Annotated in this window: 47 protein-coding genes; 7 read left to right on the top strand and 40 right to left on the bottom strand. The window is 50.7% G+C overall.

The window, feature by feature from the left end:
* Positions 1 to 244: 244 nt before the first annotated feature.
* Positions 245 to 799, top strand: a complete 555-nt coding sequence (locus ACOTZD_RS22650; RefSeq protein ID WP_003863357.1) for a gamma carbonic anhydrase family protein — start codon at positions 245 to 247, stop codon at positions 797 to 799.
* Here ACOTZD_RS22650 and ACOTZD_RS22645 read toward each other — a convergent pair.
* Genes ACOTZD_RS22645 through dprA form a run of 6 tightly spaced genes read right to left on the bottom strand, consistent with a single transcriptional unit; the run spans position 775 to position 4,558 of the window.
* On the bottom strand, positions 775 to 1,023 hold the full coding sequence (locus ACOTZD_RS22645) for a DUF1488 domain-containing protein (protein ID WP_003863356.1): 249 nt from the start codon (positions 1,021 to 1,023) through the stop codon (positions 775 to 777). The genes ACOTZD_RS22650 and ACOTZD_RS22645 overlap by 25 nt on opposite strands.
* Positions 1,020 to 1,838, bottom strand: a complete 819-nt coding sequence (gene aroE / locus ACOTZD_RS22640; protein WP_023314927.1) for a shikimate dehydrogenase — start codon at positions 1,836 to 1,838, stop codon at positions 1,020 to 1,022. Before aroE ends, ACOTZD_RS22645 begins: the two co-directional genes overlap by 4 nt.
* Before the next feature lie 4 nt (positions 1,839 to 1,842).
* The gene (tsaC, locus tag ACOTZD_RS22635; protein WP_003863353.1) at positions 1,843 to 2,415 is read right to left on the bottom strand and encodes an L-threonylcarbamoyladenylate synthase type 1 TsaC; all 573 of its coding nucleotides are present in this window, start codon (positions 2,413 to 2,415) and stop codon (positions 1,843 to 1,845) included.
* Positions 2,408 to 2,962 (bottom strand): type I DNA topoisomerase, encoded by a 555-nt coding sequence (locus ACOTZD_RS22630; RefSeq protein WP_003863351.1) that lies wholly within the window; start codon positions 2,960 to 2,962, stop codon positions 2,408 to 2,410. Before ACOTZD_RS22630 ends, tsaC begins: the two co-directional genes overlap by 8 nt.
* A 26-nt stretch (positions 2,963 to 2,988) precedes the next feature.
* Entirely contained in the window at positions 2,989 to 3,462 is a 474-nt protein-coding gene (gene smg / locus ACOTZD_RS22625) for a DUF494 family protein Smg (protein WP_000460665.1), read from the bottom strand.
* On the bottom strand, positions 3,434 to 4,558 hold the full coding sequence (gene dprA / locus ACOTZD_RS22620; protein ID WP_003863350.1) for a DNA-protecting protein DprA: 1,125 nt from the start codon (positions 4,556 to 4,558) through the stop codon (positions 3,434 to 3,436). The genes smg and dprA overlap by 29 nt, the downstream gene beginning before the upstream one ends.
* A gap of 127 nt (positions 4,559 to 4,685) precedes the next feature.
* Between dprA and def the strand changes: the two genes are divergently transcribed.
* The 5 genes from def to mscL all read left to right on the top strand — a co-directional run bounded on the left by def (position 4,686) and on the right by mscL (position 9,464).
* Positions 4,686 to 5,195 (top strand): peptide deformylase, encoded by a 510-nt coding sequence (def, locus tag ACOTZD_RS22615; protein ID WP_006812188.1) that lies wholly within the window; start codon positions 4,686 to 4,688, stop codon positions 5,193 to 5,195.
* Positions 5,196 to 5,219: 24 nt separating this feature from the next.
* Positions 5,220 to 6,167 (top strand): methionyl-tRNA formyltransferase, encoded by a 948-nt coding sequence (gene fmt, locus ACOTZD_RS22610; RefSeq protein ID WP_023314929.1) that lies wholly within the window; start codon positions 5,220 to 5,222, stop codon positions 6,165 to 6,167.
* A 52-nt stretch (positions 6,168 to 6,219) separates the two neighbouring features.
* The gene (gene rsmB, locus ACOTZD_RS22605; RefSeq protein WP_032610139.1) at positions 6,220 to 7,506 is read left to right on the top strand and encodes a 16S rRNA (cytosine(967)-C(5))-methyltransferase RsmB; all 1,287 of its coding nucleotides are present in this window, start codon (positions 6,220 to 6,222) and stop codon (positions 7,504 to 7,506) included.
* Positions 7,507 to 7,528: 22 nt separating this feature from the next.
* The gene (trkA, locus tag ACOTZD_RS22600; protein WP_003863337.1) at positions 7,529 to 8,905 is read left to right on the top strand and encodes a Trk system potassium transporter TrkA; all 1,377 of its coding nucleotides are present in this window, start codon (positions 7,529 to 7,531) and stop codon (positions 8,903 to 8,905) included.
* 145 nt (positions 8,906 to 9,050) lie between these two features.
* The gene (mscL, locus tag ACOTZD_RS22595) at positions 9,051 to 9,464 is read left to right on the top strand and encodes a large-conductance mechanosensitive channel protein MscL (RefSeq protein ID WP_003863335.1); all 414 of its coding nucleotides are present in this window, start codon (positions 9,051 to 9,053) and stop codon (positions 9,462 to 9,464) included.
* On the opposite strand, the gene ACOTZD_RS22590 is transcribed toward mscL, so the two are convergent.
* From ACOTZD_RS22590 to rpsJ, 31 genes are all read right to left on the bottom strand, one after another.
* Positions 9,465 to 9,680: an alternative ribosome-rescue factor A gene (locus ACOTZD_RS22590; protein ID WP_003863329.1), complete on the bottom strand. Its 216-nt coding sequence runs from the start codon at positions 9,678 to 9,680 to the stop codon at positions 9,465 to 9,467.
* A gap of 57 nt (positions 9,681 to 9,737) precedes the next feature.
* Positions 9,738 to 10,163 carry a Zn(2+)-responsive transcriptional regulator gene (gene zntR / locus ACOTZD_RS22585; RefSeq protein WP_003863328.1) on the bottom strand — a complete coding sequence of 142 codons (426 nt, stop codon included), beginning with the start codon at positions 10,161 to 10,163 and terminating at the stop codon, positions 9,738 to 9,740.
* Positions 10,164 to 10,165: 2 nt separating this feature from the next.
* Positions 10,166 to 10,534: a DUF1992 domain-containing protein gene (locus ACOTZD_RS22580; RefSeq protein ID WP_023314932.1), complete on the bottom strand. Its 369-nt coding sequence runs from the start codon at positions 10,532 to 10,534 to the stop codon at positions 10,166 to 10,168.
* A gap of 107 nt (positions 10,535 to 10,641) precedes the next feature.
* A complete protein-coding gene (rplQ, locus tag ACOTZD_RS22575; protein ID WP_001216368.1) occupies positions 10,642 to 11,025 on the bottom strand; it encodes a 50S ribosomal protein L17 in 384 nt (127 codons plus the stop codon).
* Between the two features lie 40 nt (positions 11,026 to 11,065).
* Positions 11,066 to 12,055 carry a DNA-directed RNA polymerase subunit alpha gene (locus ACOTZD_RS22570; RefSeq protein ID WP_002919219.1) on the bottom strand — a complete coding sequence of 330 codons (990 nt, stop codon included), beginning with the start codon at positions 12,053 to 12,055 and terminating at the stop codon, positions 11,066 to 11,068.
* 25 nt (positions 12,056 to 12,080) lie between these two features.
* The gene (gene rpsD, locus ACOTZD_RS22565) at positions 12,081 to 12,701 is read right to left on the bottom strand and encodes a 30S ribosomal protein S4 (protein ID WP_003863314.1); all 621 of its coding nucleotides are present in this window, start codon (positions 12,699 to 12,701) and stop codon (positions 12,081 to 12,083) included.
* 32 nt (positions 12,702 to 12,733) lie between these two features.
* On the bottom strand, positions 12,734 to 13,123 hold the full coding sequence (rpsK, locus tag ACOTZD_RS22560) for a 30S ribosomal protein S11 (RefSeq protein ID WP_003863312.1): 390 nt from the start codon (positions 13,121 to 13,123) through the stop codon (positions 12,734 to 12,736).
* A gap of 16 nt (positions 13,124 to 13,139) precedes the next feature.
* Positions 13,140 to 13,496, bottom strand: a complete 357-nt coding sequence (gene rpsM / locus ACOTZD_RS22555) for a 30S ribosomal protein S13 (protein ID WP_003863308.1) — start codon at positions 13,494 to 13,496, stop codon at positions 13,140 to 13,142.
* Between the two features lie 146 nt (positions 13,497 to 13,642).
* Positions 13,643 to 13,759, bottom strand: a complete 117-nt coding sequence (rpmJ, locus tag ACOTZD_RS22550) for a 50S ribosomal protein L36 (RefSeq protein ID WP_000868187.1) — start codon at positions 13,757 to 13,759, stop codon at positions 13,643 to 13,645.
* A 31-nt stretch (positions 13,760 to 13,790) separates the two neighbouring features.
* Entirely contained in the window at positions 13,791 to 15,122 is a 1,332-nt protein-coding gene (gene secY / locus ACOTZD_RS22545; protein WP_003863305.1) for a preprotein translocase subunit SecY, read from the bottom strand.
* Positions 15,123 to 15,129: 7 nt separating this feature from the next.
* On the bottom strand, positions 15,130 to 15,564 hold the full coding sequence (gene rplO / locus ACOTZD_RS22540; protein WP_003863304.1) for a 50S ribosomal protein L15: 435 nt from the start codon (positions 15,562 to 15,564) through the stop codon (positions 15,130 to 15,132).
* A gap of 3 nt (positions 15,565 to 15,567) precedes the next feature.
* Positions 15,568 to 15,747 carry a 50S ribosomal protein L30 gene (gene rpmD, locus ACOTZD_RS22535; protein ID WP_003863301.1) on the bottom strand — a complete coding sequence of 60 codons (180 nt, stop codon included), beginning with the start codon at positions 15,745 to 15,747 and terminating at the stop codon, positions 15,568 to 15,570.
* Between the two features lie 6 nt (positions 15,748 to 15,753).
* A complete protein-coding gene (gene rpsE / locus ACOTZD_RS22530; RefSeq protein WP_003863299.1) occupies positions 15,754 to 16,254 on the bottom strand; it encodes a 30S ribosomal protein S5 in 501 nt (166 codons plus the stop codon).
* A gap of 14 nt (positions 16,255 to 16,268) precedes the next feature.
* Entirely contained in the window at positions 16,269 to 16,622 is a 354-nt protein-coding gene (gene rplR, locus ACOTZD_RS22525; protein ID WP_003863297.1) for a 50S ribosomal protein L18, read from the bottom strand.
* A 9-nt stretch (positions 16,623 to 16,631) separates the two neighbouring features.
* The gene (gene rplF / locus ACOTZD_RS22520) at positions 16,632 to 17,165 is read right to left on the bottom strand and encodes a 50S ribosomal protein L6 (RefSeq protein ID WP_003863296.1); all 534 of its coding nucleotides are present in this window, start codon (positions 17,163 to 17,165) and stop codon (positions 16,632 to 16,634) included.
* Positions 17,166 to 17,177: 12 nt separating this feature from the next.
* A complete protein-coding gene (rpsH, locus tag ACOTZD_RS22515) occupies positions 17,178 to 17,570 on the bottom strand; it encodes a 30S ribosomal protein S8 (RefSeq protein WP_006178918.1) in 393 nt (130 codons plus the stop codon).
* 30 nt (positions 17,571 to 17,600) lie between these two features.
* Positions 17,601 to 17,906: a 30S ribosomal protein S14 gene (gene rpsN, locus ACOTZD_RS22510; RefSeq protein ID WP_003863291.1), complete on the bottom strand. Its 306-nt coding sequence runs from the start codon at positions 17,904 to 17,906 to the stop codon at positions 17,601 to 17,603.
* 14 nt (positions 17,907 to 17,920) lie between these two features.
* Entirely contained in the window at positions 17,921 to 18,460 is a 540-nt protein-coding gene (rplE, locus tag ACOTZD_RS22505) for a 50S ribosomal protein L5 (RefSeq protein WP_003863290.1), read from the bottom strand.
* A gap of 14 nt (positions 18,461 to 18,474) precedes the next feature.
* Positions 18,475 to 18,789, bottom strand: a complete 315-nt coding sequence (rplX, locus tag ACOTZD_RS22500; protein ID WP_003863287.1) for a 50S ribosomal protein L24 — start codon at positions 18,787 to 18,789, stop codon at positions 18,475 to 18,477.
* 10 nt (positions 18,790 to 18,799) lie between these two features.
* Positions 18,800 to 19,171 carry a 50S ribosomal protein L14 gene (gene rplN / locus ACOTZD_RS22495; RefSeq protein WP_002919748.1) on the bottom strand — a complete coding sequence of 124 codons (372 nt, stop codon included), beginning with the start codon at positions 19,169 to 19,171 and terminating at the stop codon, positions 18,800 to 18,802.
* A 166-nt stretch (positions 19,172 to 19,337) separates the two neighbouring features.
* Entirely contained in the window at positions 19,338 to 19,592 is a 255-nt protein-coding gene (gene rpsQ / locus ACOTZD_RS22490) for a 30S ribosomal protein S17 (RefSeq protein WP_002438707.1), read from the bottom strand.
* Positions 19,592 to 19,783, bottom strand: coding sequence for a 50S ribosomal protein L29 (gene rpmC, locus ACOTZD_RS22485; protein ID WP_003863282.1), 192 nt, complete (start codon positions 19,781 to 19,783; stop codon positions 19,592 to 19,594). The genes rpsQ and rpmC overlap by 1 nt, the downstream gene beginning before the upstream one ends.
* Positions 19,783 to 20,193, bottom strand: coding sequence for a 50S ribosomal protein L16 (rplP, locus tag ACOTZD_RS22480; RefSeq protein WP_002919759.1), 411 nt, complete (start codon positions 20,191 to 20,193; stop codon positions 19,783 to 19,785). The genes rpmC and rplP overlap by 1 nt, the downstream gene beginning before the upstream one ends.
* 12 nt (positions 20,194 to 20,205) lie before the next feature.
* The gene (rpsC, locus tag ACOTZD_RS22475; protein ID WP_000529945.1) at positions 20,206 to 20,907 is read right to left on the bottom strand and encodes a 30S ribosomal protein S3; all 702 of its coding nucleotides are present in this window, start codon (positions 20,905 to 20,907) and stop codon (positions 20,206 to 20,208) included.
* 17 nt (positions 20,908 to 20,924) lie between these two features.
* Positions 20,925 to 21,257, bottom strand: a complete 333-nt coding sequence (gene rplV, locus ACOTZD_RS22470) for a 50S ribosomal protein L22 (RefSeq protein WP_002919773.1) — start codon at positions 21,255 to 21,257, stop codon at positions 20,925 to 20,927.
* A 14-nt stretch (positions 21,258 to 21,271) separates the two neighbouring features.
* On the bottom strand, positions 21,272 to 21,550 hold the full coding sequence (gene rpsS / locus ACOTZD_RS22465) for a 30S ribosomal protein S19 (protein ID WP_001138117.1): 279 nt from the start codon (positions 21,548 to 21,550) through the stop codon (positions 21,272 to 21,274).
* Between the two features lie 16 nt (positions 21,551 to 21,566).
* On the bottom strand, positions 21,567 to 22,388 hold the full coding sequence (gene rplB / locus ACOTZD_RS22460) for a 50S ribosomal protein L2 (RefSeq protein WP_000301859.1): 822 nt from the start codon (positions 22,386 to 22,388) through the stop codon (positions 21,567 to 21,569).
* Positions 22,389 to 22,405: 17 nt separating this feature from the next.
* On the bottom strand, positions 22,406 to 22,708 hold the full coding sequence (gene rplW / locus ACOTZD_RS22455) for a 50S ribosomal protein L23 (RefSeq protein ID WP_000617546.1): 303 nt from the start codon (positions 22,706 to 22,708) through the stop codon (positions 22,406 to 22,408).
* The gene (gene rplD / locus ACOTZD_RS22450; RefSeq protein ID WP_000424395.1) at positions 22,705 to 23,310 is read right to left on the bottom strand and encodes a 50S ribosomal protein L4; all 606 of its coding nucleotides are present in this window, start codon (positions 23,308 to 23,310) and stop codon (positions 22,705 to 22,707) included. The genes rplW and rplD overlap by 4 nt, the downstream gene beginning before the upstream one ends.
* A gap of 10 nt (positions 23,311 to 23,320) precedes the next feature.
* Positions 23,321 to 23,950 carry a 50S ribosomal protein L3 gene (gene rplC / locus ACOTZD_RS22445; protein WP_003863274.1) on the bottom strand — a complete coding sequence of 210 codons (630 nt, stop codon included), beginning with the start codon at positions 23,948 to 23,950 and terminating at the stop codon, positions 23,321 to 23,323.
* Positions 23,951 to 23,982: 32 nt separating this feature from the next.
* Positions 23,983 to 24,294, bottom strand: a complete 312-nt coding sequence (gene rpsJ / locus ACOTZD_RS22440; protein WP_001181005.1) for a 30S ribosomal protein S10 — start codon at positions 24,292 to 24,294, stop codon at positions 23,983 to 23,985.
* A gap of 380 nt (positions 24,295 to 24,674) precedes the next feature.
* Between rpsJ and ACOTZD_RS22435 the strand changes: the two genes are divergently transcribed.
* Positions 24,675 to 25,148, top strand: a complete 474-nt coding sequence (locus ACOTZD_RS22435; protein ID WP_129256528.1) for a prepilin peptidase — start codon at positions 24,675 to 24,677, stop codon at positions 25,146 to 25,148.
* On the opposite strand, the gene bfr is transcribed toward ACOTZD_RS22435, so the two are convergent.
* From bfr to ACOTZD_RS22420, 3 genes are all read right to left on the bottom strand, one after another.
* Positions 25,132 to 25,608 carry a bacterioferritin gene (gene bfr / locus ACOTZD_RS22430; protein WP_174402465.1) on the bottom strand — a complete coding sequence of 159 codons (477 nt, stop codon included), beginning with the start codon at positions 25,606 to 25,608 and terminating at the stop codon, positions 25,132 to 25,134. The genes ACOTZD_RS22435 and bfr overlap by 17 nt on opposite strands.
* Positions 25,609 to 25,680: 72 nt before the next feature.
* Entirely contained in the window at positions 25,681 to 25,875 is a 195-nt protein-coding gene (gene bfd, locus ACOTZD_RS22425) for a bacterioferritin-associated ferredoxin (protein ID WP_003863268.1), read from the bottom strand.
* 178 nt (positions 25,876 to 26,053) lie between these two features.
* Positions 26,054 to 26,131: hypothetical protein (locus tag ACOTZD_RS22420; RefSeq protein ID WP_001184434.1), on the bottom strand; the 78-nt coding region annotated here is incomplete at its 5' end.

Below are 26,131 nucleotides of genomic sequence, written 5' to 3'. Positions count from 1 at the left end.
TCTCTTCAACCGACCGGGTTGTTTGTGAAGTGATTCACATCCGCCGTGTCGATGGAGGCGCATTATAGGGATCCCAGTTTTTAGCACAAGTATTTTTTAGATCTTTTTTTCCAACTGATGATTTTCCGTGCTTTTCGCTGAAAACCCACCCGATCCGCTTAAAAATTGACGCATTTTGCCTTGCCTCGATCCAGGAATACGATCAAAGTCTTCTTTAATAGCGCTCATCTGTATCGAGGTAGATATGTTTGCAGTATTACGTCCTTATAAAGATCTGTTCCCCCAAAAAGGCGATCGCGTGATGATCGATGCCAGCAGCGTGGTCATTGGTGATGTTCGCATGGCCGATGATGTCAGCATCTGGCCACTCGTCGCGATCCGGGGCGATGTTAACTATGTTGCAATCGGTGCACGCACCAATATTCAGGACGGCAGCGTGCTGCATGTGACTCATAAGTCATCATATAACCCTGAGGGCAATCCGCTCATCATTGGGGAAGATGTTACCGTCGGTCATAAAGTAATGCTCCACGGCTGCACAATCGGTAACAGGGTTCTCGTTGGGATGGGATCGATTTTGCTGGATGGCGTCATAGTAGAAGATGACGTAATGATTGGCGCAGGAAGCCTAGTTCCGCAAAACAAACGCCTGGAAAGTGGCTATCTCTATTTAGGCAGTCCGGTTAAACAGATCCGCCCCCTAAAGGAGGCGGAGATCGAAGGATTGAAATACTCAGCGAACAATTACGTTAAATGGAAGAATGACTATCTGGATCAGGATAACCAGACCCAGCCCTGATCGTCTTCCTGCTGTACGCGGATCAAATCGCTGGCTTCCTCTTCTAGATCCCAGCGATTTTCACAAAAGACCGCTAACGGATCTGAACCACCAAAGCGCTGAAGCAACGTCTCCCCTTTAATCGCACAGGTGAGCTGCATTCCATGCACCAGCACCGGGAAACACACCGCTTGCTTGTTTTCATCCCAGATTTCTCTGTCGGGAAAATGAATCGCCTGATTCATGCCATCAGTTCCTGTTTCAGCTTTTCGATCACCGGTTCTACAGCAGGTAACACGCCATGCCAGAGTAGCACCGCATGAGCCGCCTGCCCCACCAGCATGCCCAGACCATCAGCCACATGTTTTGCCCCCTGTTGTTCGCACCAGGTCAGAAATGGCGTTTTCCCTTTTTGATAAAACATGTCATAGGCGTAGATGTGGGAATGAACCAGGGATGCAGGAATCGCCGGGATCTCTCCATTAATACCGCTTGAGGTGGCATTAATCACAAGATCAAATTCGTGACCCGCGAGATCCTCAAGTGCTACCGCAGCTACGCTGCCTGTGTGCGCGAACAACGCCGCCAGTTCTTCTGCTCTGGAGAAAGTACGGTTGGTGATTGTCACCGCACAATCCAGCGAAAGAAGAGGAAGCAATACGCCGCGCGACGCGCCACCCGCACCGATCAGCAGGATCCGAAAGCCTGGTTTAATAAACGACAGTCGCTCCAGATCGCTGAGTAAACCTATGCCATCGGTGTTATCGCCCAGAAGGCGACCATCTTCGAGCCGCTTAAGAGTATTGACGGCACCAGCGAGCGACGCACGCTCGGTCAGCTCATCCGCACGCCCGAAAGCCTCTTCTTTAAAAGGCACCGTAACGTTCGCACCTTTACCGCCCGCAACAAAAAAGCTATTTAGCGTCGGTAAAAATGCATCAACAGGCGCAAGAACCCGACCATATGGGTGATCTATCTGCAATTGCTCTGCAAACAGCTGATGGATCAGAGGCGACTTGCTGTGCGCGATCGGGTTACCAAAAACAGCATAGGTTTCCATCACATTATCCCTGGCGAAAACGTTCGCCGGTCAAGGCATCGCGAATTTCTGACGGGTTAAGACGGCCACCGGTTTCACCGACGGCTACCGGGAAATCACTCCCGAACTGCGCCAGAACTTCTTCGGTTGTCCGACAGGGGGGAAGCCCGGTCAGGTTGGCGCTGGTTGAAACCAGAGGTTTACCAAATGCCTGGCATAACTCCACCACCAGCGGATGGTCGGTAACGCGTACCGCAAGTGAATCGAAACGCCCGGTTAACCAGCGCGGCGTTGTCGGTTGTGCAGGAAAAACAAACGTCACGGGACCAGGCCACGCAGAGAAAATGGTTTCCCGCTGTGCAGGCGTCAGCATGGAATCATCAATATAAGGCTTAAGCTGCGCGTAGTTCGCAGCGATCAAAATCAATCCTTTTTCGACAGGCCGCTGTTTTAGCGCCAGCAGACGGTTAACGGCGACTTCGCTGTCAGGATCGCACCCGACCCCGAAAACGGCTTCTGTTGGATAGGCGATGACTTCTTCTTTTTTCAGGATTTCCACCGCCTGCGCGATGGAGCCTGATGGCAGGTTATTATTCACTGATTTGATCCGCCGAAACCGGCTTTCCACATTGTTTACTGGCGCAAAAGCGTTTCAAGCCTTGCGCGGTTTTCTTTTCTATAAGTAACGGATAATCGCAATGAGGGCAGACGCCCGCTACTGGTTTGAAATTGATAACGAACTGGCATTCGGGATAGCGATCGCACGAATGGAAGGTCTTGCCATAACGAGAGCGGCGCTGCACCAATTGACCACGCTGGCACTGAGGGCAGGCAATTGCCGTTTCATCTGGTTTATCAATTTGTTCCGTATGATCACATTCCGGGTAGCGGCTGCATCCGATAAACATCCCGAACCGCCCCTGCCGCAGCGCCAGTTCGCCGCCGCAGAGCGGACAAAGCTGTCCCTCCAGAATTTTGACGATATGTCCGTCCGCCTGGCTCTTCAGGGGACGGACATAATCACATTCCGGATAGTGTGAACAACCGAGAAACGGACCGTGTTTCCCGGACCGAATAACAAGTTCAGCCCCACACTGTGGGCAGGGCTCGTTTTTATGCACCGTGAAGAGTGCTGATTTGGCCATAACAACTCTTGTTGCTGCACATAGAATTAATGCAGCATACCTTCATTCACTTCAAAGAGTAATTCTTCCATTTGCTGATAGGCATTTTCACAGCCTGGAATGTTGAACAGCACCATCAGGATCACCCATTTCAGATCTTCCAGTTCAAATTCAGCAGTATCCAGCGCCATGACGCGCTCTATCACCATCTCTCTCGTTTCGAGGTTTAGCACCTGAATCTGCTCGAGGAATAAAATGAATCCCCGGCAGCTGGCATCCAGCCTTTCACACTCTTCAGCTGTATAGATGCGCACAGACAATGGGTCAGAAGCAAGCTGCATCGGTTCGGCGAGGCCGTCCTGATAATCAGCCAACTTATCCAGCCACATCAACGCATTATAAATATCTTCCCGCTCAAAACCTGCGTCGGTCAGATCCCGTGTTAATTTGTCCTGATCCACCTGCATTTCTGCTTCGTTGTGGATGTAAGTCTCAAACAAATACATCAGTACGTCGAACATGGCATGCCCTCCTTAATCGGACATAGCCGCCGGGTACAGCTGCGATCCACCCTGCTAACTCCAGTTCGAGTAGCTGTGCTACCGTTACTGGCACAGGTTGGCCGGCACGTTCAGCGACAACGTCAACAGGTGTTACCTCATCTCCTACGTTAGCCAGGAGCTTGGGAAATGGCAATGCTACGGCCTCCTGATCCGATGAAATATGTCGCTTTTGGAGATCATCCTGCAACCAATGCAATCCATACTGCAAATTTTCCAGGATATCCTCTTTACAGGTCACCAGCGTCGCCCCCTGTTTTATCAGCCAGTGAGGGCCTTCGCAGCCAGGGTTCCCCAACGGGCCGGGCAGCGCAAAAACTTCACGCCCCTGCTCCAGTGCGCACCTTGCAGTAACCAGCGATCCACTTCGAATCGCAGCTTCGACCACCAGCACGCCCTGGCTTAACCCGCTGATGATCCGGTTACGCCGTGGAAAGTTACCCGGTCTGGGCGATGTCGAAAGTGAAAACTCAGATACTATCGCCCCCTCAGAAGCGATAAGTTGCTCAGCCAGAATGTGATGACGACGCGGATAGAGACTAAAAAGACCATTGCCAAGCACGGCGACACTTCGCCCTTTTGCTGACAACGCCGCATGATGTGCCACACCGTCGATGCCGCAAGCCAGGCCACTGGTGATCGTAAAGCCACATTGGGACAGCTGTTCACTGAGCATTTTCCCCCAACGCTCGCCGTACCACGAGGGCGCACGGCTGCCCACAACCGCAAGCTGCATGCTATTAAGCACGTCGACGCGGCCTCGCACAAAGAGCGCCCCGGGAAAATCAGGTATAGAACGCAACAATGGCGGAAAACGAGGATCATCCGCCGTGAGAAGGTGGTTGTCGGTGTGTTCAAGCCATTCCAGACTACGTTCAAGCTCACTCTCGCTGAACGAAAAAAACTTTACGGCATGTTTGGGCGAAAGCCCTGCCGCGTTGACAGCTTCAGCATCAACGGTTGCCTGGCGAAGCAGCCTCTGCGCAATCTCCAGCATCGCGTCACCGTATAACGACCCGATGTTTATAAGCCGTAACCATATCTCTGTGGACGTCATCCTTTTCCCTGCCATAAGCAGCCTCAGCAATCTTTGCGATTGGTCACTGATGCTGTCAATCGACCGGGGATTTGTCTAGAATAGAAGTAATATTCTTATCAACTCCTGAACACGACTCTGGAAATTTATGGCAGTTTTGCAAGTGTTACATATTCCTGACGAGCGTCTTCGCATCGTCGCGGAACCGGTTAAAGAAGTGAATGCAGAAATTCAGCGTATCGTCGATGATATGTTCGATACCATGTACGCTGAAGAAGGCATTGGCCTGGCGGCGACCCAGGTAGACATTCACAAGCGTATTATCGTGATCGACGTTTCTGAAAATCGCGATGAGCGTCTGGTGCTGATCAACCCTGAACTGCTTGAAAAAAGCGGCGAAACAGGCATTGAGGAAGGCTGTCTGTCTATCCCTGAACAGCGCGCTTTGGTGCCACGTGCCGAAAAAGTTAAAATTCGCGCACTGGATCGTGACGGCAATCCGTTTGAGCTGGAAGCCGACGATCTGCTGGCGATTTGCATTCAGCATGAGATGGATCACCTGGTCGGTAAACTGTTTATCGATTACCTCTCACCTCTGAAGCAACAGCGTATTCGTCAGAAAGTTGAGAAACTGGATCGTTTGCGTTCTCGCGCTTAACGCCCCCCGGATACAAGGAATAACGTGTCTACATCACTACGTATAATCTTCGCGGGTACCCCTGATTTTGCAGCGCGTCATCTCGACGCGCTGCTATCGTCTGGTCATCAGATTGTTGGCGTATTTACTCAGCCGGATCGACCGGCTGGCCGCGGTAAAAAACTGATGCCTGGCCCGGTTAAAGTACTGGCAGAAACGCATGGTTTACCGGTATTCCAGCCAGCGTCATTACGACCTGAGGAAAACCAGCAGTTAGTGGCAGACCTGAACGCTGACGTGATGGTAGTTGTGGCTTACGGCCTCATTCTGCCAAAAGCGGTACTCGATATGCCCCGCCTGGGCTGTGTTAACGTTCATGGTTCTTTGCTCCCACGCTGGCGCGGTGCAGCCCCTATTCAGCGCGCTCTGTGGGCAGGCGATGCTGAAACTGGCGTGACAATCATGAAGATGGACGTAGGTTTAGACACGGGCGACATGCTGTATAAACTGGCGTGTTCCATTACCGCAGAAGATACCAGCGCCACGCTGTATGACAAGCTGGCGGCTCTCGGTCCGCAGGGGCTGATTGAGACGTTGCAACAGCTTGCTGACAATACAGCGACACCTGAAGTGCAGGATGAGGCACAGGTGACCTATGCTGAAAAACTGAGTAAAGAAGAAGCCCGGATCGACTGGTCCCTGTCAGCAGCTCAACTCGAACGCTGCATCCGCGCCTTTAATCCGTGGCCGATGAGCTGGTTGATGATTGATGAGCAGCCAGTGAAAGTCTGGAAAGCTTCAGTTATTAACGGCAATACATCAGCAGAGCCCGGTACGATTATCGACGCCAGCAAAAACGGTATCCAGGTTGCGACCGGAGAAGGGATCCTGAATCTTGAATCGCTGCAACCGGCCGGTAAAAAGGCAATGAGCGCGCAGGATCTATTAAATTCCCGTCGTGAATGGTTCATCCCTGGCAATCGTCTTGCCTGAACAAATTTACTCTTAAGGCCCGGTGTTTCCGGGCATTTTTATTTTTACGGTTATGAAAAGACAAAATCTACGCACTATGGCGGCTCAGGCCGTTGAGCAGGTTATTGAGCAGGGCCAGTCACTGAGTAATGTCCTGCCTCCACTGCAACAAAAGGTTTCCGATAAAGATAAAGCGCTGCTTCAGGAGCTGTGCTTTGGCGTGCTGCGTACCCTCTCTCAGCTTGAATGGTTAATTAATAAGCTGATGTCACGCCCGATGAGCGGCAAGCAACGTACCGTGCATTATTTGATCATGGTCGGTTTCTACCAGCTTCTTCATACCCGCATTCCACCTCATGCTGCGCTGGCTGAGACAGTGGAAGGTGCCGTTGCGATTAAACGTCCCCAGCTGAAAGGATTGATTAACGGCGTGCTGCGTCAGTTCCAGCGTCAGCAGGACGAACTGCTGGCAGAATTTGCGCAAAGCGAAGCGCGCTTCCTGCATCCAGAATGGCTGCTGAATCGCCTTAAAAAAGCCTACCCACAGCAATGGCAAGACATTGTGGATGCCAACAACCAACGTCCGCCGATGTGGTTACGCGTCAATCGTAACCATCATACCCGCGACGCATGGCTGGCCCTGCTGGAAGAGACCGGAATGAGCGGCTTCACACACGCGGCTTATCCTGATGCGGTTCGTTTAGCCTCCCCTGCACCGGTACATGCATTACCCGGTTTTGAAGAGGGCTGGGTAACGGTACAGGACGCATCCGCTCAGGGGTGCATGGCCTGGCTTGAACCGAAAGACGGGGAGCAGATCCTTGATCTTTGTGCAGCGCCAGGGGGAAAAACAACGCACATTCTGGAAGTGGCGCCGCAGGCCTGCGTGATGGCCGTGGATGTTGATGAGCAGCGTCTTTCACGCGTCTATGACAACCTCAAGCGTCTGGGTATGAAAGCACAGGTTAAGCAAGGCGATGGACGTAAACCCGCAGACTGGTGTGGTGATACCCGGTTCGATCGTATTTTGCTGGACGCCCCCTGCTCTGCAACCGGCGTAATTCGTCGTCATCCCGATATCAAATGGCTGCGTCGCGATCGTGATATCAAGGAGCTTGCCCAGTTGCAATCCGAAATTCTGGATGCCATCTGGCCGCATCTCAAACCCGGCGGAACCCTGGTGTATGCAACCTGCTCTGTTCTTCCGGAAGAAAACAGTCAGCAAATTGCGGCTTTCCTGAAGCGCACCCCGGACGCGACGCTGCATGATACGGGAACACCTGAGCACCCGGGTCTGCAAAACCTGCCGGGCGCAGAAGAGGGTGATGGCTTCTTTTACGCTAAGCTAATCAAAGAGTGATGTTGAGAACAGGTCACGAAAGATGAAAATTATCATTCTGGGCGCAGGGCAAGTTGGCGGAACGCTGGCGGAAAATCTCGTGGGCGAAAACAACGATATCACCATTGTGGATACCAATGGCGATCGCCTGCGCGTTTTGCAGGACAAGTTTGATCTTCGTGTTGTGCAGGGGCACGGCTCTCATCCTCGAGTGCTTCGTGAGGCGGGCGCGGACGATGCCGACATGCTGGTTGCAGTAACCAGTTCTGATGAAACCAACATGGTTGCATGCCAGGTGGCCTACTCGCTGTTCAACACACCGAACCGCATCGCCCGCATTCGCTCCCCGGACTATGTCCGGGATGCGGAAAAGCTGTTTAATTCCGAAGCAGTACCTATCGACCATCTTATTGCCCCTGAGCAGTTGGTTATCGACAGTATTTATCGTCTGATTGAGTACCCGGGCGCGTTGCAGGTTGTGAACTTTGCTGAAGGGAAAGTAAGCCTGGCGGTCGTGAAGGCTTATTACGGCGGCCCGCTGATTGGTAATGCCCTGTCGACAATGCGCGAGCATATGCCACATATCGATACGCGTGTTGCGGCGATTTTCCGTCACGACAGACCTATTCGTCCGCAAGGTTCCACCATTGTCGAAGCCGGGGATGAAGTCTTCTTTATTGCGGCTTCTCAGCATATCCGTGCGGTGATGAGTGAACTTCAGCGTCTCGAAAAACCGTATAAACGTATTATGCTGGTTGGCGGCGGTAATATTGGCGCAGGTCTGGCGAGACGGCTGGAAAAAGACTACAGCGTGAAGCTGATCGAACGAGATCAACAGCGCGCGTCGGAGCTGGCTGAAAAACTTCAGAATACTATCGTGTTTTATGGCGATGCTTCGGATCAGGAATTGCTGGCCGAAGAGCATATCGATCAGGTTGATCTTTTTATTGCCGTCACCAACGACGACGAAGCGAATATTATGTCCGCCATGCTCGCTAAACGTATGGGGGCGAAAAAAGTAATGGTGCTTATCCAGCGTAAGGCTTATGTCGACCTGGTACAGGGTAGCGTAATTGATATTGCTATTTCACCCCAGCAAGCCACCATCTCTGCCCTGCTAAGCCATGTGCGTAAAGCGGATATTGTCGGCGTGTCGTCTCTGCGTCGTGGTGTTGCTGAAGCCATTGAAGCCGTCGCTCACGGGGATGAAACGACGTCGCGCGTTGTTGGTCGCGCGATCGACGAAATTAAACTTCCACCAGGCACCATTATCGGCGCCGTAGTGCGAGGTAACGATGTCATGATCGCCAATGATAATTTACGTATCGAGCAGGGTGACCACGTTATTATGTTCCTGACCGATAAAAAATTTATTACCGACGTCGAGCGTTTATTCCAGCCAAGTCCATTCTTCCTGTAATGATTTGGGTGCTCAGACGAGAGCACCCACATATTAACCTTCTAATTTTCATGCCTTTTATTTTCATAACGATTATTTATCCCCAATGGCAATTAGCTAATCATTTGTTAAACTTATAGGCGTCAGCTGGCACAAGGAGAACATAATGAGTTTTATTAAAGAGTTTCGCGAATTTGCGATGCGCGGGAATGTAGTGGATTTGGCTGTGGGTGTCATTATTGGTGCGGCGTTCGGTAAGATCGTTTCATCATTAGTCGCCGACATTATTATGCCGCCGTTAGGACTGTTGATTGGAGGCATTGATTTCAAACAATTCGCCTTCACCCTTCGGGAAGCTCAGGGCGATATCCCTGCGGTTGTAATGCACTACGGCGTATTCATTCAGAACGTATTTGATTTCGTGATCGTGGCATTTGCCATTTTCATGGCGATCAAACTTATCAACAGACTTAACCGTAAAAAAGAAGAACCGGCTGCTGCCCCGCCAGCACCAACTAAAGAAGAAGTCTTACTGACTGAAATTCGCGATCTGTTAAAAGAGCAGAATAACCGCGTTTAATCAGGCGACAGAAACAGAAAGGCCAGTGGTAAAAAAGCGATTAGCTTGCTTGCCACTGGCCTCCCAGTTACCCCGTTGTGCATGTTTACCTTTACGTAAATAACTCCCTTTTCCTTTCTTGTTCTTCTCAACTCGCTGTCTGAAAAGTGGGTCGTGAAGCAATGCCTCAATGGCGTTATCCTTAATGTGTCCCTTAGTATGCTGATAGCGGCTCATCATTTCTCCTGAGCATAGTTAATGTCGGCGGGAGTCTAGTCCCTGGCTGATAAAAAATCAACAACCCTGAGTTTCACTACTGGCGCCCTGTTCAAGAGCTTCCAGTATTGAGCAATAAACACTGCTATGAGCGGTACCGCAGCACGCGTCATTTAACCTTTGCAGAGATCGCTGCATGGCTTGCAGCTCCTGAATACGTCCTTCAACTTCATCCAGCCGGGCCTGAACGATGCTTTTAGATTCCTGACACGTATGATGTTCAGGATCGATACGGATCGACAGCAGTTCACGGATCGACTCCAGCGTGAAGCCGAGTTGCCGTGCATAGCGGATAAAACGAAGGCGTTGCAGGTCGTTATCCGTATAAAGGCGAAATCCACCTTCCGTTCTGACCTCATGATCGATCATCTGCTGCTTTTCGTAGTAGCGGATAGTATCCGGCGTTACGTTAGCAAGCTTCGCAAGTTCACCTATGCGGTACATGGCTACTCCTTGTTTATTTTTTGTATTAACCTTTCACTGTACTCACCATGCAAAAAGTCAGTATTCATTCCCGTCTGGCGCAGTTTTAGCTCTATGAGCGCCAACCGACGACTGATTTCAGAGTACCGCGGGTCATTCTTATGAATGCCTTTAAGCAGATCGGCAAGCTCGACGGCTTCATTACGTTGCTGAAGCTCAGGCGGTAAACAACCTGCGTTTTTCAGTAAGCGATAACCGGCCCGTAATTCAGGGGGAATATGTGAATCATCGTCCAGAATCAGCGGCTCACCGCTGCCGGGAAGATTTTCGAACTCGCCTTTGTTTTGGGCATCGCAAATATGGCGTTCAGCCCACTGATCGAGCAACCACATAATGAACTCCAGGGGGTGAGCAGAAAAGATACAGACATTGTAGATAAGTGGAGATTCTGCGGATATAAAAAAACCCGCCGAGGCGGGTTTTTTTACGTTACTACAGATTACTCTGCAGCAGCTTCTGCTTTCTCTGAACGATCAACCAGCTCGATGTAAGCCATCGGCGCGTTGTCGCCTGCACGGAAGCCACACTTCAGAATGCGAGTGTAACCACCGGCACGGCTCGCGAAACGCGGGCCCAGTTCGTTAAACAGTTTTGCCACGATCTCGTTATCACGAGTACGGGCGAATGCCAGACGACGATTAGCAACGCTGTCAGTCTTGGCAAGAGTAATCAGCGGCTCAACTACGCGACGCAGCTCTTTCGCTTTAGGCAGGGTCGTCTTGATGATTTCATGACGAACCAGTGAACCTGCCATGTTGCGGAACATAGCCTGGCGATGGCTGCTGTTGCGGTTCAGTTGACGACCACTCTTACGATGGCGCATGACCTTATCCTTCTCAGTAAAACCTTAACCTGTGATCCGGTTACTCGTCAGCAATGCTTGCCGGTGGCCAGTTTTCCAGGCGCATGCCCAGAGACAGACCACGTGAAGCCAGCACGTCTTTAATCTCGGTAAGAGATTTTTTACCCAGGTTCGGCGTTTTCAGCAACTCAACCTCGGTACGCTGTACCAGATCACCGATATAGTGGATAGCTTCTGCCTTGAGGCAGTTAGCAGAGCGGACAGTCAATTCCAGATCGTCAACAGGGCGCAGCAGGATCGGATCGAATTCTGGTTTCTCTTCTTTCACTTCCGGCTGACGTACATCACGTAAGTCAACGAAAGCTTCCAGTTGTTCTGCCAGGATGGTTGCCGCACGACGAATCGCCTCTTCAGGATCGATTGTGCCATTGGTTTCCATTTCGATGACCAGCTTGTCCAGGTCGGTACGCTGTTCTACACGCGCTGCTTCAACATTGTAGGCAATACGCTCTACAGGGCTGTAGCATGCGTCGACCAGCAGACGGCCGATTGGGCGCTCATCTTCTTCCGAATGAATTCGGGCAGAAGCCGGCACATAACCACGACCGCGCTGAACTTTGATACGCATGCTAATAGCTGCGTTCTCATCGGTCAGGTGGCAGATCACGTGCTGCGGCTTGACGATTTCAACATCACCGTCGTGGGTGATGTCGGCTGCAGTCACAGGGCCAATGCCAGATTTATTCAGAGTAAGAATAACTTCATCTTTACCCTGAACTCTCACCGCCAGCCCTTTCAGGTTGAGCAGGATTTCAAGGATATCTTCCTGAACGCCTTCTTTGGTGCTGTACTCATGAAGTACACCATCAATCTCAACCTCGGTCACCGCGCAACCCGGCATCGATGAGAGCAGAATACGGCGCAGTGCGTTACCCAGAGTATGGCCAAAGCCACGCTCTAAAGGCTCAAGGGTCACCTTGGCGTGCGTCGAACTCACTTGCTCGATATCTACCAGGCGCGGTTTTAGAAACTCTGTCACAGAACCCTGCATTGTGTCCTCTCTTTGGTACTAAGCTTTACTTGGAGTAAAGCTCGACGATCAGGTGTTCGTTAATGTCCGCAGACAGATCAGAACGTTCCGGCTGACGCTTGAACGTACCTTCCATCTTGCCAGCATCAACTTCCAGCCAGGTTGGCTTTTCACGCTGCTCAGCCAGCTCCAGAGCGGCTTTCACGCGAGATTGCTTTTTCGCTTTCTCACGAATGCTAACAACGTCATTCGCTTTAACCTGATAAGAAGCGATGTTAACAACACGACCGTTTACCATGATTGCTTTATGGCTAACCAGCTGGCGTGATTCAGCACGAGTCGCGCCGAAGCCCATACGGTATACAACGTTGTCCAGACGACCTTCCAGCAGAGCCAGCAGGTTTTCACCTGTGTTGCCTTTCAGACGTGCTGCTTCTTTATAGTAGTTACGGAACTGACGCTCCAGCACACCGTAGATACGGCGAACTTTTTGCTTTTCACGCAACTGCACACCATAGTCAGACAGACGCGGTTTACGCGCACCGTGCTGGCCAGGAGCTTGTTCAATTTTACACTTGGTATCGATCGCGCGAACGCCAGACTTAAGGAATAAGTCGGTGCCCTCACGACGGCTCAGCTTGAGCTTAGGACCCAAATATCTTGCCATTTTCTATCTCCAACTAACCTAAAAAACGAGCGTTATACGCGACGTTTTTTCGGCGGACGACAACCGTTATGAGGGATCGGAGTCACATCAGTAATATTCGTGATGCGGAAACCAGCGGCGTTCAGAGCGCGAACAGTAGATTCACGACCCGGACCCGGACCTTTAACCATAACTTCCAGATTCTTGATGCCGTATTCTTTTACGGCTTCAGCGCAACGCTCTGCTGCAACCTGAGCTGCGAACGGAGTGGATTTGCGAGAACCACGGAAACCGGAACCACCGGCTGTTGCCCAACCCAATGCGTTACCCTGACGATCAGTAATAGTAACGATGGTGTTGTTGAAAGAAGCATGGATATGAGCCACGCCGTCAGAGACTTGTTTTCTTACACGTTTACGTGCACGAACTGGTGCCTTTGCCATTATTCAATCACCCCGATTATTTCTTGATCGGTTTGCGCGGACCCTTACGGGTACGTGCGTTGGTCTTAGTACGCTGACCGCGTACTGGCAGACCACGACGATGACGCAAACCGCGATAGCAACCAAGATCCATCAGGCGCTTGATGCTCATGCTGATTTCACGGCGCAGATCACCTTCAACGACAAATTTGGCAACTTCGTCACGCAGCGTGTCGATTTGTTCTTCAGACAGCTCACTGATCTTAACATCTTCAGCGATACCCGCTGCAGCCAGAATGGCTTTAGAACGGGTCTTGCCGACGCCGTAGATCGAAGTTAATGCGATCACAGCATGTTTCTGATCAGGAATGTTAATGCCTGCTATACGGGCCACTATGCACTCCTACTATTTAATATGTACGCACCATGCTGAAAAGCCCGTTTTCAGGATACTCAAATGGAAACGTACAGACATACAAAAGATTGGCTGGCTAATCTAGCCAGCTCAACCCAACTTTGCAAGAAAAATATGCGAAATAATCAGCCTTGGCGCTGTTTATGCTTCGGCTCGGCACTGCAAATCACACGGATGACACCATCACGCTTAACGATTTTGCAGTTACGGCATAATTTCTTGACGGAAGCACGAACTTTCATTTTTACTCTCCGTAACTTCTCAGGCGACCAGTTAGCGGCCGTAGCCTTTCAGGTTCGCCTTCTTCAATGCAGACTCATACTGACTGGACATCATCAGAGTTTGCACTTGAGCCATAAAGTCCATAATCACGACAACAACGATAAGCAGTGAGGTCCCACCGAAGTAGAACGGTACTTTCATTGCATCACGCATGAACTCCGGGATCAGGCAGATAAAAGTAATATAAAGCGCACCAACCAAAGTCAGACGAGTCATTACTTTATCGATATACTTCGCCGTTTGCTCTCCCGGACGAATTCCTGGTACAAATGCACCGGACTTCTTCAGGTTATCTGCTGTTTCACGCGGGTTGAAGACCAACGCCGTGTAGAAGAAACAGAAGAAGATGATCGCAGACGCATAGAGTAACACATAAAGTGGTTGCCCAGGCTGCAAATACAGCGAAATTGTTGTCAGCCAGTTCCAACCAGTACCGCCCCCGAACCATGACGCGATGGTTGCCGGGAACAGAATAATACTGGAAGCGAAGATAGCCGGGATAACCCCCGCCATATTCACTTTCAGCGGTAAATGTGTGCTCTGTGCAGCATAGACACGACGACCCTGCTGACGTTTAGCGTAGTTCACCACAATGCGGCGTTGACCACGTTCAACGAAGACAACAAAGAACGTCACTGCAAATACTAATACTGCAACCAACAGCAACAGGAGGAAGTGCAGGTCGCCTTGACGCGCTTGCTCGATAGTATGGGCGATGGCCGGCGGGAGACCCGCAACGATACCGGCGAAGATAATGATTGAGATACCGTTACCGATACCTCGTTCAGTAATCTGTTCGCCGAGCCACATCAGGAACATGGTCCCTGTGACCAGACTTACAACAGCGGTGAAATAGAATGCAAAGCCTGGGTTTAATACCAGGCCCTGCATACCAGGCATATTCGGAAGACCGGTAGCAATACCGATCGACTGGAATATTGCCAGCACCAGAGTGCCGTAACGGGTGTACTGGCTAATCTTACGACGTCCAGACTCCCCTTCTTTCTTCAACTCTGCCAGGGCCGGATGAACGACCGTCAGCAGCTGGATAATAATTGATGCCGAAATGTACGGCATAATACCCAGTGCGAAAATAGAAGCACGGCTGAGAGCACCACCAGAGAACATGTTGAACATTTCAATGATGGTGCCTCGCTGTTGCTCAAGCAGTTTGGCAAGTACAGCGGCATCAATACCAGGGATCGGAATAAAAGAGCCAATACGGAACACAATCAGCGCGCCGATTACAAACAGCAGTCTGCGTTTCAGCTCGCCAAATCCACCTTTGGCACTTTGAAAATCTAATCCCGGTTGCTTAGCCATCTGCTACTTATTCCTCAATTTTACCGCCAGCAGCTTCGATAGCAGCACGAGCACCTTTAGTAACACGCAGGCCACGAACAGTTACCGGAGTAGAAACTTCACCAGCCAGGATCACTTTCGCGAACTCGATCTGGATACCGATAATGTTAGCCGCTTTCAGCGTGTTCAGGTCTACAACGCCGCCTTCAACTTTCGCCAGGTCAGACAGACGGATTTCCGCTGTGATCGCTGCTTTGCGAGAGGTGAAGCCGAACTTCGGCAGACGACGGTACAGTGGCATCTGGCCACCCTCGAAACCGCGACGTACGCCACCGCCAGAACGAGAGTTCTGACCTTTGTGACCACGACCACCGGTTTTGCCGAGGCCAGAACCGATACCACGACCCAGGCGTTTACCCGCCTTTTTAGAGCCTTCGGCCGGAGACAGAGTATTTAAACGCATCTCTTACTCCTCAACTTTAACCATGAAGTAAACCGCGTTGACCATACCACGAACAGCAGGAGTATCCTCGCGCTCAACGGTATGACCAATACGACGCAGACCCAGGCCAAGCAGCGTTGCCTTGTGTTTCGGCAGACGACCGATTGCACTGCGGGTTTGAGTGATTTTAATAGTCTTTGCCATGGTCAATTACCCCAGAATTTCTTCAACGGATTTACCACGCTTGGCAGCGACCATTTCTGGAGAATTCATATTTTCCAGGCCATCAATAGTTGCACGAACCACGTTGATCGGGTTGGTGGAACCATATGCTTTAGCCAGAACGTTATGAACTCCAGCAACTTCCAGAACGGCGCGCATTGCACCACCGGCGATGATACCGGTACCTTCGGAAGCTGGCTGCATGAATACACGAGAACCCGTGTGAACACCTTTAACTGGGTGTTGCAGGGTACCGTTGTTCAGCGCGACGTTAATCATATTGCGACGGGCTTTTTCCATCGCTTTCTGGATCGCTGCTGGAACTTCACGCGCTTTACCGTAACCAAAACCAACGCGACCGTTGCCATCACCCACTACAGTCAGAGCTGTGAAGGAGAAAATACGACCACCTTTAACGGTTTTAGATACGCGGTTTACCGCGATCAGCTTTTCCTGCAGTTCGCCAGCCTGTTTTTCGATGTGAGCCATCTTACACCTCTACCTTAGAACTGAAGGCCAGCTTCACGGGCAGCATCTGCCAGTGCCTGGACACGACCATGATATTGGAACCCGGAACGGTCAAAGGAAACATTGCTGATGCCTTTTTCCAGAGCGCGTTCAGCGACAGCTTTACCTACAGCTGCTGCGGCGTCTTTGTTACCGGTATACTTCAATTGTTCTGAGATAGCTTTTTCTACAGTAGAAGCAGCTACCAGAACTTCAGAACCGTTCGGTGCAATTACCTGTGCGTAAATATGACGCGGGGTACGATGTACCACCAGGCGAGTTGCACCCAGCTCTTTGAGCTTGCGGCGTGCGCGGGTCGCACGACGGATACGAGCAGATTTCTTATCCATAGTGTTACCTTACTTCTTCTTAGCCTCTTTGGTACGCACGACTTCGTCGGCGTAACGAACACCCTTGCCTTTATAAGGCTCAGGACGACGGTAGGCGCGCAGATCTGCTGCAACCTGACCGATCAGCTGTTTATCAGCGCCTTTCAGCACGATTTCAGTCTGAGTCGGGCATTCTGCAGTGATACCGGCCGGCAGCGGATGCTCAACAGGGTGTGAGAAGCCCAGAGACAGGCCTACTGCATTCCCTTTGATAGCTGCACGATAACCTACACCAACCAGCTGAAGCTTTTTAGTGAAGCCTTCGGTAACACCAACAACCATTGAGTTCAGCAGGGCACGCGCGGTACCAGCCTGAGCCCATCCATCCACGAAACCATCACGTGGACCGAAGGTCAGAGCGTTATCTGCATGTTTAACTTCAACAGCTTTGTTGAGGGTACGAGTCAGCTCGCCGTTTTTACCTTTGATCGTAATAACCTGACCGTCGATTTTTACATCAACGCCGGCAGGAATAACGACCGGTGCTTTAGCAACACGAGACATTCTTTCCTCCGATTAGGCTACGTAGCAGATAATTTCGCCACCAAGACCAGCCTGGCGCGCTGCACGATCAGTCATAACACCTTTAGAGGTAGAAACAACTGCGATACCAAGACCAGCCATTACTTTTGGCAGCTCATCTTTTTTCTTATAGATGCGCAGGCCTGGGCGGCTGACACGCTGAATGCTTTCTACAACAGCTTTACCCTGGAAATACTTGAGAGTAAGTTCCAGTTCCGGCTTGGTGTCGCCTTCAACTTTAAAATCTTCGATAAAACCTTCTTCCTTCAGCACGTTGGCAATTGCCACTTTCAGCTTGGCGGAAGGCATGGTGACCGCAACTTTGTTCGCGGCCTGACCGTTACGGATACGGGTCAGCATATCCGCGATCGGATCTTGCATGCTCATCTGTCTTTACTCCCGTGATTCAATTGGTAATTACCAGCTAGCCTTTTTCAAGCCTGGTACTTCACCGCGCATGGCGGCTTCACGCAGTTTGATACGGCTCAACCCAAACTTGCCCACATAACCATGTGGACGACCTGTTTGACGACAGCGGTTACGCTGACGAGACGGGCTGGAATCACGCGGCAGAGACTGCAGCTTGAGAACCGCATTCCAACGATCTTCGTCGGAAGCGTTCACATCAGAAATGATCGCTTTCAGTTCAGCGCGTTTAGCGAAGAATTTATCAGCTAAAGCTACGCGCTTTACTTCGCGTGCTTTCATTGATTGCTTAGCCATTCAGTAACCCTACCTTACTTGCGGAACGGGAAGTCAAAGGCAGCCAGCAGAGCACGGCCTTCTTCATCAGATTTCGCAGTAGTGGTAATGGTAATATCCAAACCACGCACGCGGTCGACTTTATCGTAGTCGATTTCTGGGAAGATGATCTGCTCACGGACACCCATGCTGTAGTTACCACGACCGTCGAAAGACTTAGCGGACAAGCCACGGAAGTCACGGATACGTGGAACAGCAATAGTGATCAGGCGCTCAAGGAACTCCCACATGCGTTCGCCACGCAGAGTTACTTTACAGCCGATCGGATAGCCCTGACGGATTTTGAAGCCTGCAACAGATTTGCGTGCTTTGGTGATCAGCGGTTTTTGACCGGAGATTGCTGTCAGGTCAGCTGCTGCGTTATCCAGCAGTTTCTTGTCAGCGATCGCTTCACCAACACCCATGTTCAGGGTGATCTTCTCGACCCGAGGGACTTGCATGACAGAATTGTAGTTAAACTCAGTCATGAGTTTGTTAACTACTTCGTCTTTGTAGTAATCATGCAGTTTCGCCATCGTACTACTCCAAATTACTTGATAGTTTCGCTGTTAGACTTGAAGAAACGGACTTTTTTACCGTCTTCGAATCTAAAGCCTACACGGTCAGCCTTACCGGTAGCCGCATTGAAGATTGCAACGTTAGAAACCTGAATAGCAGCTTCTTTTTCAACGATGCCGCCTGGTTGGTTCAGGGCCGGAACCGGCTTCTGATGTTTCTTAACCAGGTTGATACCTTCAACGACGAGTTTGCCGGAAGACAGAACATTTTTTACTTTACCGCGTTTACCTTTATCTTTACCGGTTAACACGATAACTTCGTCATCACGACGGATTTTCGCTGCCATGATTCGCTCCTTAGAGTACTTCTGGTGCCAGAGAGATAATTTTCATGAACTTCTCAGTACGAAGTTCACGAGTTACCGGCCCAAAGATACGCGTGCCGATAGGCTGCTCGCTGTTATTGTTTAAAATAACGCATGCATTACCATCGAAGCGAATGACAGAACCGTCAGGGCGACGAACACCCTTCTTGGTGCGCACCACTACCGCCTTCAGCACATCACCTTTTTTGACCTTACCACGTGGAATTGCTTCCTTGATGGTGATCTTGATGATGTCGCCTACGCCTGCGTAGCGACGGTGCGAGCCACCCAGAACCTTGATACACATTACGCGACGTGCACCGGAGTTGTCGGCGACGTTCAGCATAGTCTGTTCTTGGATCATTTTAGTGCTCCGCTAATGTCAACTACTACCTGAGACTCTAAAATCAGAGCCGTTAAAAAGCCCCATATCGAGGGCGCGGCATTATAACACCGCTTCTGCAATATGGGTAGAAAAAATAAACGGCTCATCGCTGAGCCGTTTATTCGTATTGAGAATGCGTACTCTATTACAGAACCGCTTTCTCTACAACGCGAACCAGCGTCCAGGACTTAGTCTTGGACAGTGGACGGCATTCACGGATTTCAACCTTGTCGCCGATACCACATTCGTTGTTCTCGTCATGTACGTGCAGTTTGGTCGTACGCTTGATGAATTTACCGTAGATCGGGTGTTTCACAAAACGTTCGATAGCTACAACAATGGATTTCTCCATTTTATCGCTAACAACACGACCTTGCAGAGTACGGATTTTATCGGTCATTACGCACCCGCCTTCTGAGTCAGTAAAGTCTTAACGCGCGCAACATTGCGACGCACTTGCTTCAGCAGGTGAGTCTGTTGCAGCTGGCCACTTGCAGCCTGCATACGCAGGTTGAACTGCTCACGCAGCAGGTTCAGCAGCTCAGCGTTCAGCTCTTCAACGCTTTTTTCACGCAGCTCTTTTGCTTTCATTACATCACCGTCTTAGTTACAAAGGTGGTTTTGATAGGCAGTTTCGCTGCTGCCAGGCCGAAGGCTTCACGGGCCAGCTCTTCCGGAACACCGTCCATTTCATAAAGGACTTTGCCCGGTTGGATCAAGGCAACCCAGTACTCCACGTTACCTTTACCTTTACCCATACGAACTTCCAGTGGCTTCTCGGTGATCGGTTTGTCCGGGAATACACGGATCCAGATCTTACCTTGACGCTTAACTGCACGGGTCATTGCACGACGTGCTGCTTCGATCTGACGTGCAGTCAGACGACCACGGCCAACAGCTTTCAGACCGAAAGTGCCGAAGCTAACATCCGTACCCTGCGCCAGACCACGGTTGCGGCCTTTGTGCACTTTACGGAATTTTGTACGCTTTGGTTGTAACATCAGCGACGCTCCTTATTTACGGCCTTTACGCTGCTGCTTTTTAGGTTGAGCAGCCGGTTTTTCCGGTTGTTCAACAGCAGCCATACCACCCAGGATCTCACCTTTGAAGATCCATACCTTAACGCCGATTACACCGTAAGTGGTGTGCGCTTCAGAGGTGTTGTAGTCGATGTCAGCACGCAGAGTGTGCAGCGGTACGCGACCTTCGCGGTACCATTCGGTACGTGCGATTTCCGCGCCGCCCAGACGGCCGCTAACTTCAACTTTGATACCTTTAGCGCCCAGACGCATTGCGTTCTGTACAGCACGCTTCATAGCACGACGGAACATAACACGACGTTCCAGCTGAGAAGTGATGCTGTCAGCAACCAATTTAGCGTCCAGTTCAGGCTTACGAACTTCAGCGATATTGATCTGTGCAGGAACGCCAGCGATATCCGCTACGACCTTGCGCAGTTTTTCTACGTCTTCGCCTTTCTTACCGATAACGATGCCAGGGCGAGCAGTGTGAATAGTCACACGGATGCTCTTAGCTGGACGCTCGATAACGATACGAGATACAGACGCTTTAGCCAGTTCCTTAGTCAGGTACTGACGTACTTTAAAATCGCTGTCCAGGTTGTCAGCGAATTCTTTGGTGTTCGCAAACCAGGTAGAGTTCCATGGTTTTACAATACCCAGGCGAATACCATTAGGATGTACTTTCTGACCCATTGCTAGTCTCCAGAGTCTCAGCGATCGGACACAACCACAGTAATGTGGCTGGTGCGCTTCAGGATGCGATCTGCACGACCTTTCGCACGCGGCATAATGCGCTTCATGCTTGGGCCTTCATCTACGAAAATTTTCGCGACTTTCAGATCGTCGATGTCAGCGCCATCGTTGTGTTCAGCGTTAGCAATGGCAGATTCCAGTACTTTCTTGACCAATACCGCAGCTTTCTTGTTGGTATAGGTCAGGATGTCCAGGGCCTGCGACACTTTCTTACCGCGAATCAGGTCAGCAACAAGGCGAACCTTCTGTGCAGAAGAACGAGCATGGCGATGTTGAGCTAAAGTTTCCATCTCTTCCTCCTACCTTATTTCTTCTTCGCTTTTTTATCAGCAGCGTGGCCGCGATAAGTACGAGTCGGTGCGAATTCACCCAGTTTGTGACCAACCATTTCGTCGGTAACAAAGACTGGAACGTGCTGACGACCATTATGGACAGCGATGGTCAAACCGATCATGTTAGGAAAGATCGTTGAACGACGGGACCAAGTGCGCAGGGGCTTCTTGTCTCCGCTTTCCACCGCTTTCTCTACCTTCTTCAGCAAGTGCAGGTCAATAAAAGGACCTTTCTTGAGAGAACGTGGCATGGCTTATCCTCTAAAATTATTTGCTACGGCGACGTACGATAAATTTATCAGTACGCTTGTTGCTGCGGGTCTTCTTACCTTTGGTCTGAACGCCCCACGGAGTTACCGGGTGCTTACCAAAGTTACGACCTTCACCACCACCATGTGGGTGGTCGACTGGGTTCATCGCAGTACCGCGAACGGTAGGACGAACACCACGCCAGCGTGCAGCACCAGCTTTACCCAGAACGCGCAGCATATGCTCAGCATTGCCAACTTCGCCCAGAGTAGCGCGGCAGTCTGCTTCGACTTTACGCATTTCACCAGAACGCAGACGCAGGGTGACATAAGCACCGTCACGCGCAACGATCTGAACGTAAGTACCCGCGGAACGCGCCAGCTGACCGCCTTTACCTGGTTTCATTTCTACGTTATGAACGGTAGAACCAACCGGGATATTGCGCATCGGCAGGGTGTTGCCTGCTTTGATTGCAGCATCAACGCCAGACTGAATCTGGTCGCCAGCTTTCAGGCCTTTAGGGGCCAGGATGTAACGGCGTTCGCCATCTTTGTACAGAACCAGCGCGATGTTCGCGGAACGGTTCGGATCGTACTCAAGACGCTCAACAACTGCTGGGATACCGTCTTTGTTGCGTTTGAAGTCAACAATACGATAAGCCTGCTTGTGGCCACCACCGATGTGACGAGTGGTGATACGGCCATTGTTGTTACGACCACCGGATTTGCTGTTTTTTTCCAGCAACGGAGCAAAAGGTTTGCCCTTGTGCAGCTCAGGGTTAACCACTTTAACTACGTGGCGACGACCCGGAGATGTCGGTTTACATTTAACAACTGCCATTGTATTACTCCTCCGACTTACTCAGCGCCGCCAACGAAGTCCAGGTTCTGGCCTTCTTTCAGGGTGACGTAAGCTTTTTTCCAGTCGCTACGACGACCGATACGCTGTCCGTGACGTTTAACTTTCCCTTTAACTACCAGGGTGTTAACGACTTCGACTTCGACTTCAAACAGTTTCTGCACAGCAGCTTTGATCTCTGCTTTGGTCGCGTCTTTAGCAACTTTGAGAACGATGGTGTTTGTTTTTTCCATCGCAGTAGACGCTTTTTCAGAAACGTGCGGTGCGCGCAGCACCTTCAGCAGACGTTCTTCACGAATCATGCCAGCATCTCCTCAACTTGCTTAACAGCATCAGCAGTCATTACGACTTTGTCGAAGGCGATCAGGCTAACCGGGTCGATACCAGTCGCGTCGCGTACGTCAACCTTGTGCAGGTTACGCGCGGCCAGGAACAGGTTCTCGTCCAGCTCACCGGTGATGATCAGCACATCTTCCAGAGCCATGTCTTTCAGTTTCTGTGCCAGCAGCTTAGTTTTAGGCGCTTCAACAGAGAACTTCTCGACAACGATCAGACGATCCTGACGTACCAGTTCGGACAGAATGCTTTTCAGCGCGCCGCGGTACATCTTTTTGTTAACTTTTTGACTGTGGTCCTGTGGACGCGCAGCGAAGGTCACGCCACCTGAACGCCAGATCGGGCTCTTGATAGAACCTGAACGCGCACGGCCGGTACCTTTCTGGCGCCATGGCTTTTTGCCTGAACCAGTTACTTCAGCACGAGTCTTCTGAGCACGAGTACCCTGACGAGCACCAGCTGCATAAGCAACAACAACCTGGTGAACCAGCGCTTCGTTGAAATCACGACCGAAGGTAGTTTCGGAAACAGTCAGCGCGCTCTGCGCGTCTTTCAATACTAATTCCATTGCTATCCCCTTACGCCTTCACAGCTGGTTTAACGATCAGGTCGCTACCGGTTGCACCCGGGACCGCACCTTTAACCAGCAGCAGGTTGCGCTCAGCGTCAACACGTACTACGTCCAGGCTCTGAACGGTTACACGTTCGTTGCCCAGCTGACCTGCCATTTTCTTGCCTTTGAACACTTTGCCCGGAGTCTGGTTCTGACCGATAGAACCCGGAACGCGGTGAGACAAGGAGTTACCGTGAGTAGCGTCCTGGGTACGGAAGTTCCAGCGCTTAACGGTACCAGCAAAACCTTTACCTTTAGAGGTACCGGTTACGTCAACTTTTTTAACGTCAGCAAACAGCTCAACGCTAATGTCCTGACCTACGGTGAACTCTTCGCCTTCAGCAAGACGGAATTCCCACAGACCACGGCCAGCTTCAACGCCAGCTTTAGCGAAGTGACCCGCTTCTGGTTTGGTTACACGGTTAGCTTTTTTAGCACCAGTGGTAACCTGAATAGCGCGGTAGCCATCGTTAGCCAGATCTTTAACCTGAGTAACGCGGTTTGCTTCAACTTCGATTACGGTTACTGGGATAGAAACGCCATCTTCAGTGAAGATGCGGGTCATACCCACTTTTTTACCGACTAAACCAATCATTGTTTCAACCTCTCAATCGCTCGATGACCTGATTAACCCAGGCTGATCTGCACGTCTACACCGGCAGCCAGATCCAGACGCATCAGAGCATCAACGGTTTTCTCAGTTGGCTCAACGATGTCAACCAGACGCTTGTGAGTGCGGATTTCGTACTGATCACGCGCATCTTTGTTAACGTGCGGAGAGATCAGAACGGTAAAGCGCTCTTTGCGGGTCGGCAGCGGGATCGGACCACGGACTTGCGCACCAGTGCGCTTAGCAGTCTCGACGATTTCCGCGGTTGATTGATCGATCAGACGATGATCAAACGCTTTAAGGCGGATACGGATTCTTTGGTTCTGCATGAGACCAGAGCTCCAATTATTTTATAAACGAAAATGATTACTCCTCAAACCCATTACGATTGATGGGAGAGTGTAACCGTTCTTACGTAGCTCCCCAATTGGGAGCATTGTTGAGTAACAAAGTGAGCTACTCTGGTTCAGATTGAACCCGCCGTCAATTACGACAAGCCCGCGCATTATACGTAAATCTGGGGAAGACGCAAGTGCCGTTTAGAAATTAAGCGCTAAAGACGTACTCTGCGTAAGGCCTCGCATTTTTTTATGCAAAGTATCCCTTCTCAACTCTTTGTCTGAAGCCGCTACGCAATTGCTGTTTTTGCACATTGCCGGACATGCAGATTATTACGAGTATGCGCTCAAACCGTTTTGAGGCTCTCGCTATGCTACTGTCCCTCCCCTTTCTGCTGATCTATTTTGCGTTATCGGCCTTGCTTGTTCGCACCGATATTCGCTCGGGGCATCTTCCCGATAAATTTCTTTGCCCGCTGCTATGGACCGGCCTGCTTTACCAGCTGTGCTTCCATCCTGATTTTTTGCCGAGCGCGGTGGTGGGTGCGCTGGCAGGATACGCCGGATTCGCCGTTATCTATTGGGGATATCGGCTCATCTGCCGACGTGAAGGTATGGGATATGGCGACATAAAATATCTGGCGGCGCTGGGGGCATGGCATGGCTGGTGCGTACTGCCAGTACTGGCACTCGTAGCCGCGTTAATGGCTCTGCTGTATCTGGTTGCTTTCTCGTTGTTTACTCCTGATAAGCAGGCATTAAAAAACCCACTGCCTTTTGGGCCATTTCTGGCGGCAGCGGGTTTATGCGTTGGCTGGGAAAGCCTGATTAACTTTCCACTTTGATCTGAGACTGAAGGTAGTTCTGTAGGCCAATTTTGCTAATGAGATCCAGTTCGGTCTCAAGCCAGTCGATGTGTCCTTCTTCATCGGCCAGGATCTGGATCATCATATCGCGGCTGACGTAGTCATGTACGCTGTCCGCATAGGCAATGGCTTCACGCAGGTCTTTTGTACCCTCCAGCTCCAGCCGGAGATCAGAACGCAGCATCTCTTCGACATCTTCTCCGATGCCCAGTTTTCCGAGATCCTGTAGGTTAGGAATGCCTTCGAGGAATAAAATACGCTCAATGTATTTATCGGCGTGTTTCATTTCATCAATGGACTCATGGTATTCAACATCGTTGAGGCGAGTCAGTCCCCAGTTTTTGAACATTCTTGCATGGAGAAAATACTGATTGATTGCGACAAGCTCATTTCCCAATAATTTATTGAGATAACTTATGATTTTAACATCACCTTTCATTATATAGTCCCTCCGCTTCCACTCATTGAAGCGTAGATCGGGCTACGGGGATGTCAAAAAAAAGATAGAGGCTTACGCGATCTCTTTGAATTCCGGGATCTGCATCAGTTCGTCCTGCATGATCTCACGCGCTGCGCGAACGCATTTACCGCATTGATTTCCCACCGGAACAAACTTGCGAAGCTGCTGGAAAGATTGTGGTTGAAACTGGCGAACGGCCTGACGAATTTTTTTGTCGCTTACACCATTACATAAACAAACGTACATAAAGACTCCCGTTCAAAATATGCGCAAAGTGTAAGTGAGAATGGTTATGATTACAATAGCACAGGCGCCGGAATACGTGGCGGGAGAAAACAAAAAATGCGAATTTTTATGACAGCGACTTTACGGTAGAAAACAAAAAAGGACGCCGAAGCGTCCTTTTTATTTCAGGGATAATTAATTAGCCCAGAACTTTAGCAACAACGCCCGCGCCAACGGTACGGCCGCCTTCACGGATTGCGAAACGCAGACCGTCGTC

Source organism: Enterobacter cloacae complex sp. SHL022, assembly GCF_049237785.1.
Classification (GTDB): Bacteria; Pseudomonadota; Gammaproteobacteria; order Enterobacterales; family Enterobacteriaceae; genus Enterobacter; species Enterobacter hormaechei_C.
The sequence above is the reverse complement of the archived record's forward strand: the minus strand, read 5'-3'. Positions and strand labels throughout refer to the sequence as shown.